The 16,111-nt window shown below is 71.6% G+C and carries 12 protein-coding genes; 5 read left to right on the forward strand and 7 right to left on the reverse strand.

Going from position 1 to position 16,111, the window contains the following annotated elements:
• Positions 1–19: 19 nt before the first annotated feature.
• Entirely contained in the window at positions 20–883 is an 864-nt protein-coding gene (locus ACFY1U_RS24145) for a phosphotransferase enzyme family protein (RefSeq protein ID WP_390696186.1), read from the forward strand.
• A gap of 71 nt (positions 884–954) precedes the next feature.
• Here ACFY1U_RS24145 and ACFY1U_RS24150 read toward each other — a convergent pair whose 3' ends face one another.
• The gene (locus ACFY1U_RS24150) at positions 955–1,869 is read right to left on the reverse strand and encodes a LysR family transcriptional regulator (protein ID WP_390696187.1); all 915 of its coding nucleotides are present in this window, start codon (positions 1,867–1,869) and stop codon (positions 955–957) included.
• Between the two features lie 81 nt (positions 1,870–1,950).
• Between ACFY1U_RS24150 and ACFY1U_RS24155 the strand changes: the two genes are divergently transcribed.
• Positions 1,951–2,910, forward strand: coding sequence for a DMT family transporter (locus ACFY1U_RS24155; RefSeq protein WP_390696188.1), 960 nt, complete (start codon positions 1,951–1,953; stop codon positions 2,908–2,910).
• A 22-nt stretch (positions 2,911–2,932) separates the two neighbouring features.
• Here ACFY1U_RS24155 and ACFY1U_RS24160 read toward each other — a convergent pair whose 3' ends face one another.
• From ACFY1U_RS24160 to ACFY1U_RS24175, 4 genes are all read right to left on the reverse strand, one after another.
• Positions 2,933–3,655 (reverse strand): 3'-5' exonuclease, encoded by a 723-nt coding sequence (locus tag ACFY1U_RS24160; protein WP_390696189.1) that lies wholly within the window; start codon positions 3,653–3,655, stop codon positions 2,933–2,935.
• 102 nt (positions 3,656–3,757) lie between these two features.
• Complete coding sequence (locus tag ACFY1U_RS24165) at positions 3,758–5,035, reverse strand: SAV2148 family HEPN domain-containing protein (RefSeq protein WP_390696421.1); 1,278 nt, start codon at positions 5,033–5,035, stop codon at positions 3,758–3,760.
• Positions 5,036–5,115: 80 nt separating this feature from the next.
• The gene (locus tag ACFY1U_RS24170; protein WP_390696190.1) at positions 5,116–6,438 is read right to left on the reverse strand and encodes a copper amine oxidase; all 1,323 of its coding nucleotides are present in this window, start codon (positions 6,436–6,438) and stop codon (positions 5,116–5,118) included.
• A gap of 55 nt (positions 6,439–6,493) precedes the next feature.
• Positions 6,494–7,294 carry a Tat pathway signal sequence domain protein gene (locus ACFY1U_RS24175; protein WP_390696191.1) on the reverse strand — a complete coding sequence of 267 codons (801 nt, stop codon included), beginning with the start codon at positions 7,292–7,294 and terminating at the stop codon, positions 6,494–6,496.
• A 193-nt stretch (positions 7,295–7,487) separates the two neighbouring features.
• Between ACFY1U_RS24175 and glgX the strand changes: the two genes are divergently transcribed.
• Entirely contained in the window at positions 7,488–9,611 is a 2,124-nt protein-coding gene (gene glgX / locus ACFY1U_RS24180) for a glycogen debranching protein GlgX (RefSeq protein WP_390696192.1), read from the forward strand.
• On the opposite strand, the gene ACFY1U_RS24185 is transcribed toward glgX, so the two are convergent.
• Positions 9,608–10,891 (reverse strand): MFS transporter, encoded by a 1,284-nt coding sequence (locus ACFY1U_RS24185; RefSeq protein WP_390696193.1) that lies wholly within the window; start codon positions 10,889–10,891, stop codon positions 9,608–9,610. The genes glgX and ACFY1U_RS24185 overlap by 4 nt on opposite strands.
• A gap of 81 nt (positions 10,892–10,972) precedes the next feature.
• On the opposite strand from ACFY1U_RS24185, the gene treY reads away from it, so the two are divergent.
• Positions 10,973–13,330, forward strand: a complete 2,358-nt coding sequence (gene treY / locus ACFY1U_RS24190; protein WP_390696194.1) for a malto-oligosyltrehalose synthase — start codon at positions 10,973–10,975, stop codon at positions 13,328–13,330.
• 249 nt (positions 13,331–13,579) lie between these two features.
• On the opposite strand, the gene ACFY1U_RS24195 is transcribed toward treY, so the two are convergent.
• The gene (locus ACFY1U_RS24195; protein ID WP_390696195.1) at positions 13,580–14,470 is read right to left on the reverse strand and encodes a LysR family transcriptional regulator; all 891 of its coding nucleotides are present in this window, start codon (positions 14,468–14,470) and stop codon (positions 13,580–13,582) included.
• 87 nt (positions 14,471–14,557) lie between these two features.
• On the opposite strand from ACFY1U_RS24195, the gene lpdA reads away from it, so the two are divergent.
• Positions 14,558–16,003, forward strand: coding sequence for a dihydrolipoyl dehydrogenase (gene lpdA, locus ACFY1U_RS24200; protein WP_390696196.1), 1,446 nt, complete (start codon positions 14,558–14,560; stop codon positions 16,001–16,003).
• The last annotated feature ends 108 nt before the right edge of the window (positions 16,004–16,111 follow it).

Raw genomic sequence — 16,111 nt, forward strand, 5'->3', positions numbered from 1 at the left:
CGGACGTGGGAGGAAGGCTGTGGACGAGTCACGGGCGCGGGACGTACTGGCCGCGGCGCGGGTGCTGCCCGGCCCGGCGCGGGACGCACGGCTGCTCGCCCTGGGCGAGAACGCGGTGTTCGCCTCCGGCGACCTGGTCGTCAAGGTGGGCCGTGACGCCGAACTGCTCGACCGGGCGCGGCGGGAGCTGGCCATCGCCGTGTGGCTCGCGGACGAGGGCGTGCCGGCGGTGCGGGCGGCGGAGCCCAAGCCACTGCTGGTCGAGGGTCACCCGGTGACGGTGTGGCACCGGATCCCGGATGCCGTACGGCCGGCCGAGCCCCGGGATTTGGCCGAACTGCTACGGATCGTCCACGCACTGCCCCTGCCTGACTTCGCCTTGCCGCCGCGGGAGTTGCTGGGTGGGGTGGAGCGGTGGTTGCGGCTGGCGGGGGATGCGATCGATCCCGCCGACGCGGCGTATCTGCGGGAGCGGCGCGACGGTTTTGCGGAGGCCGCGGCTGCGCTGACGCCGCGTCTTGCTCCGGGGCCGATCCATGGTGACGCCCTTCCCCGCAATGTGCATGTCGGTCCTGACGGGCCGGTGCTGGTGGATCTGGAGACGTTTTCCTCGGATCTGCGGGAGCACGATCTGGTGGTCATGGCGCTGTCCCACGATCGGTACGGGATGCCCGATGACGCCTACGACTCGTTTACCGAGGTGTACGGCTGGGATGTGCGGGAGTGGGAGGGGTGCTCAGTGTTGCGGGGCGCCCGGGAGACGGCGAGTTGTGCGTGGGTGGCGCAGCATGCGCCGTCCAACCCTAAGGCGCTTGTCGAGTTCGAGCGGCGGGTGGCAAGCCTGCGGAGCGGAGACGAGGCGCTGCGGTGGTATCCGTTCTGAGCGCCCAGGGGGTGGGGCCTTGTGGTCTTCTGGCGGCTGAAGGTCGCATGTGGCGGGTCGCCCCGCGCCCGTCAAGGGGCGCTCTCGCCGCCCTTTTGAACAACACTCGCCGCATGACGTAGTTCCGTGAGGACCGTGCGGACCGCTCTCCGGGCCGTGCGTTCCGGGCGGTAGAGGGCGTCGATGTGGCGTCTTGCCTGGACTCCGCTCAGGGGTCTCAAGGCCAGTGCGGGGTGGGGGCGCACCGTCCAGCGGGGCATCAGGGCGAGGCCGCCGCCTGCTGCTACGAGTTCTGCCACCACCGCGAACTCGTTGACGCGGTGGGCCAGGTGGAGGTGGCGGCCCGCTGCGGCGGCGATGGCCTCGATGGTGGCCATGACCGGGAAGCCGTCGTGGACCGTGATCCAGGGTTCGTCGGCGACGTCTGTCGGGGTCACGCGGCGCTTGGCGGCGAGGGGGTGAGTCGCCGGCATGGCCACGTCGAGCGGTTCACGGAGGAGCGTTGTCGCCGTGACCGTGGTCGGCCAGCGTGGGGCGTGGTCCAGTCGGTGAGCCAGGACCAGGTCGTACTCGCGGGTCAGACGGGGGAAGTCGTCCTGGGCCACGTCCTCGTCGGCAAGGGCGAGGGTGGGGGCGTCCGGTGCGGTGAGCGCCCTGAGGAGGGGCGGGAAGAAGGTCGCGGCCGCGCTGTTGAAGGCCGCCACCGACACTTCGCCGTCGCGGCGGTCCAGGAACTCCCCCACCGTGTGCCGGGCCCGCTCCAGCGCCGTCTCCACCTCGATGGCCGCGCCCGCCAGCGCCTGCCCGGCGTCCGTGAGCACCAGCCGTCGGCCTTCCCGCTCCGTGAGCGGGACGGGGATCGCGCGCTGCAGCAACCGCAGCTGCTGGGAGATCGCCGACGGTGTCACCAGCAGCGCCTCGGCGACCGCCGTCACACTGCCCATTTCGCCGAGTTCCCGCAGGATGCGCAGCTGCCGTTCGTCCATGCCTTCAGTGTAGGAGTGCTAAAGGGTTTGTTAAGAAGTTGGTTCTGGGCTTCAGAGTGGTGATCGGTGCACCGTGGGTGCATGTCCGAGCTGCGCCGTACTGACCTGATCCTTCTCCTTGTCGCCGTCGTCTGGGGTTCGAGCTATCTGTCCGCCCAGACGGCCACCTCCGCCCTGCCTGTGCTGCTGGTGCTCTTCGCTCGGTACGCACTCTCGGCGCTCGCCTGTCTCGGGCTCGTCGCCCTCGGGCGTGGGCCGCGTCGGTGGACGCGGGACGAGCTGCGAGCCGGTGTGCCTCTGGGGGTGACCCAGGTGGCCGTTCTCCTCGTGGAGACGTACGGCGTCGCCCACACCAGTGCCGCCAACGCGGGGCTGATCATCAGCCTCACCATCGTGCTCACCCCTCTCCTCGACCGCGGCGGCAGGCACGGCAGGGGCCGCGGGCTGCCTCCCGTCTTCTTCGCCGCCGCTGGTGTGTGCGTCCTGGCCGTCGGGCTGTTGATGTCCGGCAACGGCTTCCACGCCCCGCGCCTCGGCGACCTGCTGATGCTCGGCGCCGCTCTGGTACGGGCGGTGCATGTCGTGCTCGTCGGGCGGCTCACCGTGGGGCGCGCGATCCGTCCGCTGCATCTGACGACCGTGCAGACCCTTGTCGGCACGGCTCTGTTCCTGCCGGCCGGCGTGGTCGGCCTGCCGACGCTCGCCCGGGCCGACGGCGGGACCTGGGTGCAGCTCGTCTATCTCGCCCTGTTCTGCAGCGTGTTCGCCTTTCTCGTCCAGACGTGGGCCGTGCAGCGGACCTCCGCCAGCCGAGCCAGCCTGCTGCTGGGCACGGAGCCGGTCTGGGCCATGGCCGTCGGCATCGCCCTCGGCGGCGAGCGTCTCACCGCGCTCACGGCGCTCGGCGCGGCCCTGATGGTCGGCGGCACCTACTGGGGGCAGGCCGTGGAACGGGCCCACCGTGCGGCAGCCCCGAACGAGATCGACGCAGAGGGCGCAGCGGATGTCCGCGGTCGGGCCGCGACGCCTACTGGCGTTTGAGCGAAGCCACCGGCCGTCCCCCTCAGACCGGCTCGTCCGTCAACTCCCGCAGCGGCCAGGTGCCGTCCACCACGGCGGTCGCGTCTCCCTTGCGGCGCAGGAAGTTCTGGAAGTCCGCCGCCCACTCCGCGTACCACTCGATCTGGCGGAGGTGGAGTTCCGCCGGGCCGAGGGCCGCGATTTTGGGGTGGCGGGTGGCTATGGCGCAGGCGAGGCCGGCTGCGGCCAGGGCGTCGGCGGTGGCGTTGTGGGCGGCGTCGAGGGTGACGCCGTACTCCGTGCAGACCGCTTCGAGGTTGCGCTTGCCGCGGCGGTAGCGGTCGACCCATCGGTCGATGGTGTACGGGTCGATGACCGGGGCGGGGTCGATGCCGCCCAGCCGGTCGCGCAGGGACGGCAGTCCGTATCTGCGCAGTTCCGCGGAGAGCAGGCTCAGGTCGAAGGCCGCGTTGTAGGCGACGACCGGGACGCCCGTCTTCCAGTACGTCGCCAGGACGTCCGCGATGGCGTTCGCCACCTCGTCGGCCGGGCGGCCCTGAGCCGCCGCGCGTTCGTTGCTGATGCCGTGCACCGCCACGGCGTCCGCCGGGATCTCCACGCCCGGATCCGCCAGCCACTCCCGGTGTCCTAGGGGCTGTCCGCCCCTGACCTCGATCACGGCCCCCGTGACGATGCGCGCCTCACGCGGATCGGTCCCGGTCGTCTCCAGGTCGAAGCCGATCAGCAGCTCCCGGTGCCAGCCCATGCGTGGCCCCCCTTCTTGGTGGTGCTTTCCCCCAGTGGTCTCCACCTTCCCACGGGCCACTGACAATCCGAGGACCGCATTCCGCTTGGCCCCGGCGACAGTTCAGGACACAGGTCGCGAATCCGCCCAGGACGTTTCGAACTCCTCGCGGTATGTCGGGAACAGCCCGCTCTCGACTCCCTTGTCCATGTCGTCCGGCTTCACCATCCGGCTGCCGTTGCGCAGCACCAGCACCGGAGCCTCCATGCCGCGCGAGCGCCGCAGATAGGACTGCACGACGGCGACGCCGTCCGAGCCGTCGCCGTCGACGAGGTAGGCGGTGAAGCGCGGGGTCTCGTCGTAGACCTGGATCTCGAAGGCGGCCGGGTCGCGCAGCCTGGACCGGACGCGGCGCATGTGCAGGATGTTCATCTCGACCGCGCGGCTCAGCTCGCCCCGCTTCATGCCGAGTTCGCGCTCACGGCGCTTGACGGCGCTGGACGCCGGGTTGAGGAACAGCAGCCGGACCCGGCAGCCCGCCTCGGCCAGGCGCACCAGCCGGCGCCCGGAGAAGTTCTGCACGAGCAGGTTGAGGCCGATGCCGACGGCGTCGAGGCGGCGGGCGCCGCCGAAGATGTCCTCGGCCGGGAACTGGCGCAGCAGCCGTACCCGGTCGGGGTGTACGGCGACCACGTCCGCGTACCGGTCGCCGACCAGTTCCTCCACCGCGTCCACGGGCAGCCGGCGGGCCGACGGCACGTCCCCGGCGGCGCCGAGGATGTCCAGCAGCTTCGCCGAGGCCCGCTCGGCCTGGTTCAGGACGGCCTCGGAAAGGGCCCGGTTGCGGGAGACGACGTTGCGGGTGACCTCGAGCTCGTCCAGGGCGAGTTCGACGTCGCGGCGGTCGTCGACGTACGGCTCGAAGCAGGGCCAGTGCTGCACCATCAGCTCCCGCAGCTGCGGGAGGGTGAGGAAGCTGAGGACGTTGTCGTCGGCCGGGTCGAGCAGATAGCCCTTGCGGCGGCTGACTTCGCGTACGGCGACCGCGCGCTGCACCCATTCCTGGCCGGCCGGCCCGGCCGCGGCGACCACCCAGTCGTCGCCGTGGACGGGTTCGTAGATGGGCCGCAGAACAGCGGCCACGACCGCGCGCAGCCGCTGTTCGACGAGGTTCAGCCAGATGTAGGCCCGGCCGGCTCGCTGGGCGCGCGTACGCACCTCGCGCCAGGCGTCGGCATCCCAGTCCAGCTCCGGCCCGATCGAACTCGTCGCCATCGGCCGGGCCAGGGACACCGTGCCGGGCGGGACATCTGTGGAGTTCCCCTCGTGACCCTCGTCACCAGGGGGCAACTCCAGCCCTCCCGACCCCACCCGCGCACCGCCTTCCGCTCCCCCGAGCATCCCCGTGTCAACGATCAAGGAAGGGTACTCCGGGAGCGGTCAGCGGTGCAGCCGGATGGACAGGTCGATTCTCAACTGCCTTAGTGCCAGTGCCCGTTCTGGGCGGCCAGGTCGGCCGGAGTGAGCGGATTCATAGCCGTGACGTCACGAGGGGCGATGGAGAAGCCCTGCCAGTGAACCGGCATCGGCTGCTGGTCCTCGTCCCGGGCTATGTGGTGGAAGCCCACGTTCACCCAGACTATGGGGTGGGTGAGCGTCTGCCCGTTGACCCATGTGTCGACGGACTTGCCGTGTCCGGCACCGCAGTTGAGCGGGTTGCCGCTGGCGTACTGCTCGCACTTGTTGTACTCGGTGAAGTACACGTCGTGCTGGGTGAAGCTGTGGCCCGGGTACTTCGCGGTGGGCCCCTGGACGATCTCGTACGAGCGCGGGTGGTCGTCCTTGTTCTTGCCGGCCGTGCTGACCACGCGCCACCAGCGCATGTCCTTGGCGTCGCCGGCGAGTTCCTTGGTGACCTTGGTGAGGGTCGTCTTGTTGGTCGGCGCCTGCTGGCCGCCCACCGGGGCGCTGACCTTCGAGTCGTACTGCTCGATCCTGGTCTTGGAGGACCCGTCGAGGCCGAAGTCGAGCCGCCAGAAGATGTTGTGGCTGTGGCTGGTGGCATAGGCCTTGGCGCCCTTGCCGATGGGCCAGCCGCGGCCGTCGCCCGCGTCGTAGTCGTCGGGCGAGAGGCTGCCGGTGGCGCCGGCGTTCATGCTCATCGTGCCGTCGTCCTGGAAGCGCCACTCGGTGATGTACTCGTACCAGCCGACCTTGTTGACCGTGTAGAGGAGCAGGTCCTTGCCCTGCGCCTGGTAGGTCTTGTTGGCGTCGGACAGCAGGTGGTAGGCGTGGCCGCGGGAACGGGTCGTGGCGCACAGGCCGTTGACGTTCTGCGAGTCCGAGTAGAAGGGTTCCGCGACCTTGACCGTCTTGATGGTGCCGCCCGGGCATTCGTCGGGCGTGAGGTTCAGCAGGCCGTTGCCGAAGTTGTAGTCCGTGACGTCGTTGTACTCGATGCTGCCGTCGTCGTACGGCACGTCGATCTGGGCGAGTTTGGCGCTGTTGAGGACCTTGATCGGCTGGGACTCGCCGGGCGGCTGGTAGGAGATGTCGTCCAGGACGACCCCGGACCTGCTCTCGAAGCGCCAGCACATCCGCCAGGTGGTACCGGAGGAGAGCGTCTGCTCGATCTGGTAGGCCGCGCTGCACTGGGGAGCCGCGGCGGCGGCCGCCTCCTTGTGGTCGGCGAAGGCCGGTGCCGCTGCCGTGCCGCCGAGGGCGAGTCCGACCGCGAGCGGGCCCACCAGGGCCCGCCTGCGCAGCGCCCTGCGGCGGGCACGGCTGTCTCTGTTGACGTGCATGACGAAGTGACTCCCTTACAGGAGAAGCAGGTGTGAAAAGTGAACGGAGCCCGGGTCAGCCGAGCTTGACGACCTTGCGGGCGCTCAGGTCGATCACGAAGTCCCGGGTGTCGATCCAGGCACCGTTCCTGACCTTCGGGAAGAGCCGGGTGCAGCGGTGTTCGCCGCACTTGGCGAGCTCGGCCGGCTTCACGCCCGGGGTCGCCCGGAACACCATGCTGGTGAGCGTCAGCTGGTCCGGGGAGGTGAGTTCCTTGCCCGTGGCGTCCTTGTAGTCCGCCTTCAGGCCCGCGCCCAGCGGGTCGGCGATCAGCAGCCGGGCCGCCTCGGTCTGCTCGGCGATGCTGAGCGGCGGCTGGACGTCGTGCTGGGTGCTCGTCTCCTCGACCTTCCCGGTGTCCAGGTTGACGGTCTTGGTGACGACGCTGTCGCTGCGGTAGTCGTAGAACGTCACGTCCGCGCGCCGGGGCGCGTTCGCGCTGTCCGGCTGGTCGGTGTCCGGCTCGGCCAGCTCCACGGTGAGGCGCTGCGGGCCGCGGGCGCCCTTGACGTTCTCCCCGGAGTTCAGCAGCTGCCGGCTCAGGGCGATCTTCTCGACGCGCTTCGTCTCGTCGTCGGTCAGCGGATCGAGGCCCTTGCCCTTCTCCCCTTCGGCCGGCGCCCGCTCGACGACACCCGGAGCGGGCGTGCCGTTCGCCTGGGCCGCCTGCTGGGCCTGTCCCGCCCTGGTCCCTCCCGAATCGTCGGCCCCCGCCGTCCCCGGCAGCGTGATCCCGACCATCACGGCAGTTCCGGCCACCGCTATGGCCGCACCGGCCACCACCTTGCCAAGGTGGCGGTGCACTATCTTGCGCACATTTGCCCCCTACTCCCCCATCATCCCCGGGAGTACTTTTCTGCCCCACTGATGGGCATACGGCGTTGCCAAACGGCGTATGCACTGGTCGATCGGTAAGAGGGACGTAAGTCATAGGTGGTTCCATCACTTTCGGGGACACTCGACGCCAAGGCGCCCCCTGGGGCGCGCTCCACCTGAAAGAGTCGTGTCCATGCAGGTCTGGCCTGGCGAGGCGTATCCCCTCGGTGCCACGTACGACGGCGCCGGTACCAATTTCGCGGTCTTCACGGAGGCCGCGGACCGAGTAGAGCTGTGTCTGCTCCACGACGACGGCTCGGAGACGGCGGTGGAACTGCGCGAGAGCGACGCGTTCGTGCGGCACGCGTACGTGCCCGGCATCATGCCGGGACAGCGTTACGGGTTCCGCGTGCATGGCCCGTACGCCCCTGAGCGCGGCCTGCGCTGCAACTCGGCGAAGCTGCTGCTCGACCCCTACGCGAAGGCGATCAGCGGCAAGGTCCGCTGGGGCGAGGAGGTCTACGGCTACCACTTCGACGCGCCCGACAAGCGCAACGACCTGGACTCGGCGCCGCACACCATGACGTCGGTCGTGGTCAACCCGTACTTCGACTGGGGCGACGACCGGCCGCCGCGGCGCGGATACCACGAGACGGTGATCTACGAGGCCCATGTCAAGGGCCTCACCATGCAGCACCCGGGGCTCCCGGAGGAGCTGCGCGGCACCTACGCGGCGCTCGCGCACCCGGTGATCATCGAGCATCTGGTGGAGCTCGGCGTGACGACGCTGGAGCTGATGCCGGTGCACCAGTTCGTCAACGACCACCGGCTGGTCGACATGGGCCTGAACAACTACTGGGGCTACAACACGATCGGCTTCTTCGCCCCGCACAACGCATACGCCTCCTGGGGCGACCGCGGACAGCAGGTCCTGGAGTTCAAGTCGGCGGTCCGGGCACTGCACGAAGCGGGCATCGAGGTCATTCTGGACGTGGTCTACAACCACACGGCCGAGGGCAACCACCTGGGCCCGACGCTGTCCTTCAAGGGCATCGACAACCCGCAGTACTACCGGCTCACCGACGACCCGCGCTACTACATGGACACCACGGGCACCGGGAACTCGCTGCTCATGCGGTCCCCGCACGTCCTGCAGCTGATCATGGACTCGCTGCGCTACTGGGTCACCGAGATGCACGTCGACGGCTTCCGCTTCGACCTCGCGGCGACCCTGGCCCGCCAGTTCCACGAGGTGGACCGGCTGTCGTCGTTCTTCGACCTGGTGCAGCAGGACCCGGTGGTCTCCCAGGTGAAGCTGATCGCCGAGCCGTGGGACGTCGGCGAGGGCGGCTACCAGGTGGGCAACTTCCCGCCGCTGTGGACCGAGTGGAACGGCAAGTACCGCGACACCGTACGGGACATGTGGCGCGGCGAGCAGCGCGCGCTCGCCGAGTTCGCGTCCCGGCTGACCGGCTCCTCGGACCTGTACCAGGACGACGGGCGCCGCCCGCTCGCCTCGATCAACTTCGTCACCTGCCACGACGGTTTCACCCTGCACGACCTCGTCTCGTACAACCAGAAGCACAACAAGGCCAACGGCGAGGACAACCGGGACGGCGAGAGCCACAACCGGTCCTGGAACTGCGGCACGGAGGGCGAGACCGACGACCCCGAGGTGCTGAAGCTGCGGGCGCGCCAGATGCGGAACTTCGTCGCCACGCTGATGCTCTCCCAGGGAGTGCCGATGATCAGCCACGGCGACGAGTTCGCGCGCACCCAGCGCGGCAACAACAACGCCTACTGCCAGGACAACGAACTGGCCTGGGTGAAATGGCTCGACCCGGAGGAGGACGCGGCCGACAGCGAGCTGCTGGCCTTCACACGGGCGATGGTGTGGCTGCGCAAGGACCACCCGGTCTTCCGCAGGCGCCGCTTCTTCCACGGGCGCCCGGTGGAGGGCACTCATGACGAGCTGTCGGACATCGCCTGGTTCACGCCGGAGGGCAAGGAGATGACCCAGCGGGACTGGGACTCGGCGCCGGCCTCGGCGCTGACGGTGTTCCTGAACGGCAACGCGATCTCCGAGCCGGGTACGCGCGGTGAGCGGATCACCGACGACTCGTTCCTGCTGATGTTCAACGCCTCGCCGAAGACGCTGGACTTCGTGGTGCCCGTCAACCACGGGCGCCAGTGGGAGGTGGTCGTCGACACCGCCCGCTCGGACGGGGTGCCGCCGCACACCGGCCCGAAGGTGCAGGCGGGCGAGCGGCTGACGCTGGTGGACCGCAGCCTGACGGTGCTGCAGCGGCCGGTCTAGGTCGGCTCCAGATCCTGCTCCTGCGTCGGTGTGGCCGGCCGCTCGCCGGGTACGCGCGCGTGGCGGGCGGGTTCGGTGGTGGGCCCGGTGTACGAGGACGGGCGCGCCGTCAGGGCGATCGCGCAGGCGAGTGCGGCAGCCGTGCTCGCCGCGGCGAAGGCGGCCGCAGGGCCGTACGACTCGGCGAGGCGGCCGGTGACGGCGACCGCGAGGGCCTGGCCGCCGACGATCGCACTCGTCGCGCACGCCATCGCCTCGGCCAGCCGGGTGGGCGGCACCGCGCGCTCCGTGAGGCCGAACACCGTGACCAGGTGCGGGGCATAGGCGACCCCGAGGACGGTGACGACCGCATAGAGGCCGCCCATGCTCCGCGTCCACAGCAGGGGCAGCGAGAGCACGAACGCGGCCGCGGTCGCCGCCCGCCAGCGCGCCGTGAAGGGGATGCGTCCGGGCACGGCGGCCATGGAGAGGCCCGCCACCGCACTCATCACCCCCATGGCGGCGTACACGAGACCGGCCTGCTCCTCCTGTCCCAGCCGCTCGGTGAGCGCGGTGACACCCGCCTGACAGGCTCCGAACATCGCTCCTTGGAGGGCGAGAGCGGCACGGAGGGGGTGCACGGAGCGGGGCATGCGGGAGCCTGGGACGCTGCGGGCCGGACGGTCGCGCCGTGTCGCCCTCGCCGTCGGGTGCAGTGCGAAGCCGCTTCCGCATACGGCCACCAGGAGCGCTGCCCCGCCGAGGGCGTAGGCGGGGTGGGCGAGTACGGCGGCCAGGCCGACCAGGGCCGGGCCCAGGACGAAGGAGATCTCGTCGAGGGTGCTCTCGAAGGAGAGGGCCGCGCCGACCGTGGACTCGGGGGCTGCGGACCGGCGGGCCAGCGCCACCAGACGGGCGCGGCCCAGGGGGCCGATCAGCGGCACGGTCGCGCCCGCCACCGCCCCGAGGAGCGCCAGCAGCGCGACGGACAGACCGGCGAGGGCCGCGGCGACGAGCGCGGCGATCGCGGCGGCGTTGGCGAGGGAGAAGGCGAGCACGACCGTCCGCTGGCCGCGCCGGTCGGCGAGCCGCCCCACCAGCGGGCCGCAGGCCACCTGCCCGGCCGCCAGCGCCCCGCCCGTCAGCCCCGCGGCGGCCAGTGACCCGTTGGTCCGGGCGACCAGCAGCACGCTGCCGAACTGGATCGTTGCCGTCGGCAGCCGTCCCAGGAAGGACATCACCGGAAGCAGCGGCCCGGTCAGGCCGATGACGTCCCTGTACGTTCGCCCGGTGCTCCCCATCGTTCGACGCTAGCCACGCGCGCGTGCACCCGTGGAGGGGACGATGACACGAAGGGCGACAGGGCGGGTACGTAGGTTTGCATGACACCTGAGCGACCCGCCCCCCTGGTGCCCACGGCCACCTACCGGCTGCAGCTGCAGCCCGAGTTCCCCTTCGCGGCCGCGGTGGCCGCCGTGCCGTATCTGGCCTCGCTCGGCGTCTCGCACCTGCACCTGTCCCCCGTCCTGGAGGCCGTACCGGGCTCGGCGCACGGCTACGACGTCGTGGACCACGCGCGCGTGCGTGGGGAACTGGGCGGCGAGGAGGGGCTGCGCGCGCTGGCGCGCACCGCGCGGGAGCACGGTCTCGGTCTGGTCGTGGACATCGTGCCGAACCACATGGCCATGGCTCCGCGCCACAACCGCGCCCTGTGGGAGGTGCTGCGGGAGGGCCCCAAGTCGCCGTACGCGCGCTGGTTCGACATCGACTGGGAGGCGCAGGGCGGCCAGGTGCTGCTGCCGGTGCTGGGCGGCCCGCTCGGCTCGGTCATCGGTGAGCTGCGGGTCGACGGTGACGTACTGCGCTACTACGACCATGTGTTCCCGCTGCGCGAGGGCACCGAGAAGCTGCCACTGCCGCAGCTCCTGGACGCGCAGTGGTACCGGCCGGTGTGGTGGCGGCTGGCCCGCACCGAGCTCAACTACCGGCGTTTCTTCAGCATTTCGGAGCTCATCGGGGTGCGGGTCGAGGATCCGGGGGTGTTCGAGGCCACGCATGCGAAGATCCTGCAGCTGCTGCACGAGGGCGTGCTCGACGGGCTGCGCGTCGACCATCCCGACGGGCTCGCCGACCCCGACGCGTATCTGCGGCGGCTGCACGAGGCGACCGGCGGCCGTTGGACGGTCGTGGAGAAGATCCTGTCCGACGGGGAGCCGCTGCCGGCCTCCTGGCCCGTGGCGGGCACCACCGGCTACGACGCCCTGCGGCACGTCGACGGCCTCTTCACCGATCCGGCCGGGTTCGGGGAACTCCTCGGACAGTACCGGCGGTTCGCGGCCCCGCAGACCGACCGTGGCGGCGACTGGGCGGCGACGGTACGGCGGGCGGCGTACAAGGTGCTCACGCACGAGCTGGCCACCGAGACCGACCGGCTGACCCGGGTGGCGAGCAGACTGTGTGCCGCCGCGCCGGACCCCGCGCTGCGCGACCGCGCTCCCTGGGCGCTGCGCACGGCGCTGCAGGAGCTGCTGGTCCGCCTGGAGGTCTACCGGCCGTACGCCTCCGGGGACGCGGCCGCCGTGGTCACCGAGGAGGCCGCGGCCGAGGCCCGGCTCGCCTTCGTCGTGCCGGAGGAGGCCGGTGCGGTGGACGTCGTACGGGATCTGGTCCTCGGGCGGCATGGAGACGGGCCCGAGCAGGTGGAGTTCCGGGCGCGGTTCGCGCAGACCGCGTCCGCGCTGCGGGCCAAGTCCGTGGAGGACACGGCGTTCTACCGCTATGTGCCGCTGCTGTCGGCGACCGAGGTGGGCGGCAACCCGGGGAGCCCCGCGGTGTCTGCGGAGGACTTTCACGCCTACTGCGCGCGCGTGCAGCGCGACTGGCCCGCGACCGGGACCGTCGTGTCGACGCACGACACGAAGCGCAGTGCCGACGTACGGGCGGCGCTGGCCGTGCTCACCGAGTGCCCGCAGCGCTGGGCGGACGTGCTGGCGGAGGTGACGCGGGCGGGCGAGGGCGTGCCGGACGCGCAGGTGGCGTGGGCGGCGTGGCAGACGGTGTTCGGGCTCGGTGCGGCGGCCGAGGAGCGCGTTCAGCAGGCCCTGTTGAAGCATGTGCGCGAGGCGGGGCTGCTGACGAGCTGGACGGAGCAGGAGCCCGCCTACGAGGAGGCGGTGGCGGCGTTCGTCGCGGCGGGGCCGTGCGGGACGCCGGGCGAGCACGTAGTCGCCCTCCGCGATGCGCTCGCGCCCCACATCCGGGCGAACGTGCTGGGCACCGCCCTGGTCCAGCTGACGATGCCGGGCGTGCCGGACGTCTACCAGGGCACCGAGGGCGAGTACCTGGCGCTGGTGGACCCGGACAACCGGCGTCCGGTGCGGTTCCCGCCCGCCGCGGATGCCGGGGAGAAGGGTGCGGTGACAGCGGCGGCGCTGCGGCTTCGTGCGCGGCGTCCCGGGGTCTTCGGGGAGGGGGCGACGTACGCGCCGCTGACCGCCGAGGGCCCGGCGGCGGCCCACTGCGTGGCGTTCGCGCGCTCCGGAGAGGTCGTCACGGCCGTGACGCGGTTGTCGCTGCGGCTGGCGGAGGCGGGGGGCTGGGGGGACACGGTCCTGCCGCTGCCGGGCGGGCGCTGGTGCGATGCGCTGTCTCCCGGGCGGGAGTTCGTGGGGCACGCGCGCGTGGGGGAGCTTTTCGGGCGGCTGCCGGTGGCTCTGCTGGAGCGGGTTGCCGCGGACTGAGCCTCCGCGGGCTGCGTGGCTATGCGGCTCCGCCGCGGGGGGGGTGCGATGGGACGTCGATCTCTGCGGGCCCGACGTGGCTGGTCGCGCCCACGCGGCGGAGCCGCACATTGATACGGCCCCGCGCCCCTCAGGGGCGCTGCCGTCGTCGATCGTGTGCAGCGCCGTCATGGCCGATCGCGCCCCCGGCGGAGCCGCACATCGACACAGCGCCGCGCCCCTTGAGGGCGCTGCCGATCCCGGCATGCTTCATTCACCCGGCGTGGGCCATGACGCCCTCAGGAGGTCCACGAAAGCCTCCGCGGCGCCGGTCGGCGGTACGCGGGCGAAGGCGGTCATCGGGCGGCGCCAGGGTGGGGTGTGTGACAGGACCGTGCAGTCCTCGCCCACCGCTCCGCGCACGATGTGCGAGGGGGCGACGCAGACGCCGACTCCGGACGCGGCCATGCGTACGGCCGTCGACGTGTGCTCGGTCCACACGGCGGTGCGTGGCGTGAAACCGGACAGCCCGCAGGCCCAGTCGAGGAAGCGTTCGCCGTGTACGACGGGTTCCATGGCGCAGCGGATCCACTGGCGGTCGGCGAGTTCGGGCAGGGTCACCGTCGTGCGGCCCGCGAAGCGGTCGTCGAAGGGGACGACGAGGACGGCCTCCTCCTCTCCGACCGGCACGACGGTGCCGGGACCGTCGGAGGGTGCGGGGCCGACGGCGAGATCCGCGGTGCCGCGCTCGACCTCCTCCTCCAGGGCCTGGGAGGTGGCGTACTCGTGCAGGTGGAGCAGCACGTGGGGGTGGGCGGCGCGCCAGCGGGCGAACACGTCCGGCAGGACACCGACCGCGACGGAGTGGACGGCGGCGATGTGCAGTTCGCCGCCCTCGGCGCCGGCGGCGGCACGGGCCGCGCGGCGGGCCTGGGCGGCGCTGCGGACGGCACGCTCGGCGTGCGGCCGGTAGGCGCGGCCCATCGGCGTGAGGCGCACTCCGCGCGGCAGACGCTCCAGAAGGGCACCGCCGACCGACCGCTCCAGTGCCTTGATCTGGTGCGAGAGCGCGGGCTGGGAGACGTGCAGGACCTCGGCCGCGCGGGTGAAGGACGCCTCGTCGACGACCGCCAGGAAGTACTCCATCTGGCGCAGACTCATGACCGCCCCGTCTCATAAACATCTTGCATCGGTTCCACAAGAACATTGCCTTGGACTTATGGCAAGGGGCGGACGGAGGCTGGGGGCATGGAGGACACACAGGACCTGAGCACCGCTGATGTCATCGTCATCGGCGGCGGCACCGGCGGATACAGCACCGCCCTGCGCGCCGCCGCCCTCGGACTCGACGTCGTGCTCGTCGAGCGCGACAAGGTCGGCGGGACCTGTCTGCACCGCGGCTGCATTCCCAGCAAGGCGATGCTGCACGCCGCCGAGCTCGTCGACGGCATCGCCGAGGCGCGCGAGCGCTGGGGGGTGAAGGCGAGCCTGGACGCCGTCGACTGGCCGGCGCTGGTCGCCACACGCGACGACATCGTGACCCGCAACCACCGTGGCGTGGAGGCGCATCTGGCGCATGCCGGCGTACAAGTCGTGCGGGGCAGCGCCCGGCTGACGGGGCCGCGCACGGTCCGTGTGCAGGGCCCGGACGGTGAACTCCCGCCGGGGGAGCGGGACCTTGCCGCACGCCGTGGGATCGTCCTGGCCACCGGCTCGCGGCCGCGCACGCTCCCGGGGCTCGAACCGGACGGCAGGCGCGTGGTGACGAGCGACGACGCGCTCTTCGCGCCGGGTCTGCCGGCCTCGGTCCTGGTGCTCGGCGGTGGCGCGATCGGCGTGGAGTACGCCTCGTTCCACCGCTCGATGGGTGCGGAGGTCACCCTCGTGGAGGCCGCCGACCGGCTCGTGCCGCTCGAGGACGTGGACGTGAGCCGTCACTTGACGCGCGGCCTGAAGAAGCGCGGCATCGACGTGCAGGCCGGCGCCCGGCTGCTGGACGCCGAGCTGCTCGAGGACGGCGTACGCGCGCGTGTGCGCACCGCCCGCGGCGAGACCCGTACCGTCGAGGTGGAGCGGCTCCTGGTGGCGGTCGGCCGGGCCCCGGTCACCGACGGCCTGGACCTGGCCGCCGCGGGCCTTGCGACGGACGCGCGCGGCTTCGTCGAGCCGGCCGACTGGGGCCGGCTGGTGACCCCGGTGGGTGGCGTTCACGTCGTCGGTGACCTGCTGCCGCCGCCGTCACTCGGCCTGGCGCACGCCTCGTTCGCGGAGGGCCTGCTGGTGGCCGAGGCGCTGGCCGGCGTGGCGTCCGTGCCGGTCGACTACGCGGCCGTGCCCCGGGTGACGTACTCGTCGCCGCAGACCGCGGCCGTGGGCCTGAGCGAGGCGGAGGCACGCGCGCGTGGGTACGAGGTGGACGTCAACACCATGCCCCTGACGGCGGTCGCGAAGGGCATGGTGCACGGGCAGGGCGGGATGGTGAAGGTCGTCGCCGAGGCGGGTGACGGGCAGGTGCTCGGTGTGCACCTGGTGGGCCCGCATGTGTCCGAGATGATCGCGGAGAGCCAGCTGATCGTCGGCTGGGACGCGTATCCGTCGGACGTGGCCCGCCACATCCACCCGCACCCGACGCTGTCGGAGGCGGTCGGCGAGACCTTTCTGACGCTCGCCGGACGCGGGCTGCACCAGCAGTGAGCGCCGGTGTCCGTGCCCCCGTCGGCAGCGTTGCCCCTTGTCGGCGGCGGTGAATGCATCTGGGCGCCCCCTGGAGCCTCCCCCCAGGCGTTATTGACACTTCACCTG

Source organism: Streptomyces sp. NPDC001351, assembly GCF_042896045.1.
In the GTDB taxonomy this organism is placed as follows: domain Bacteria; phylum Actinomycetota; class Actinomycetes; order Streptomycetales; family Streptomycetaceae; genus Streptomyces.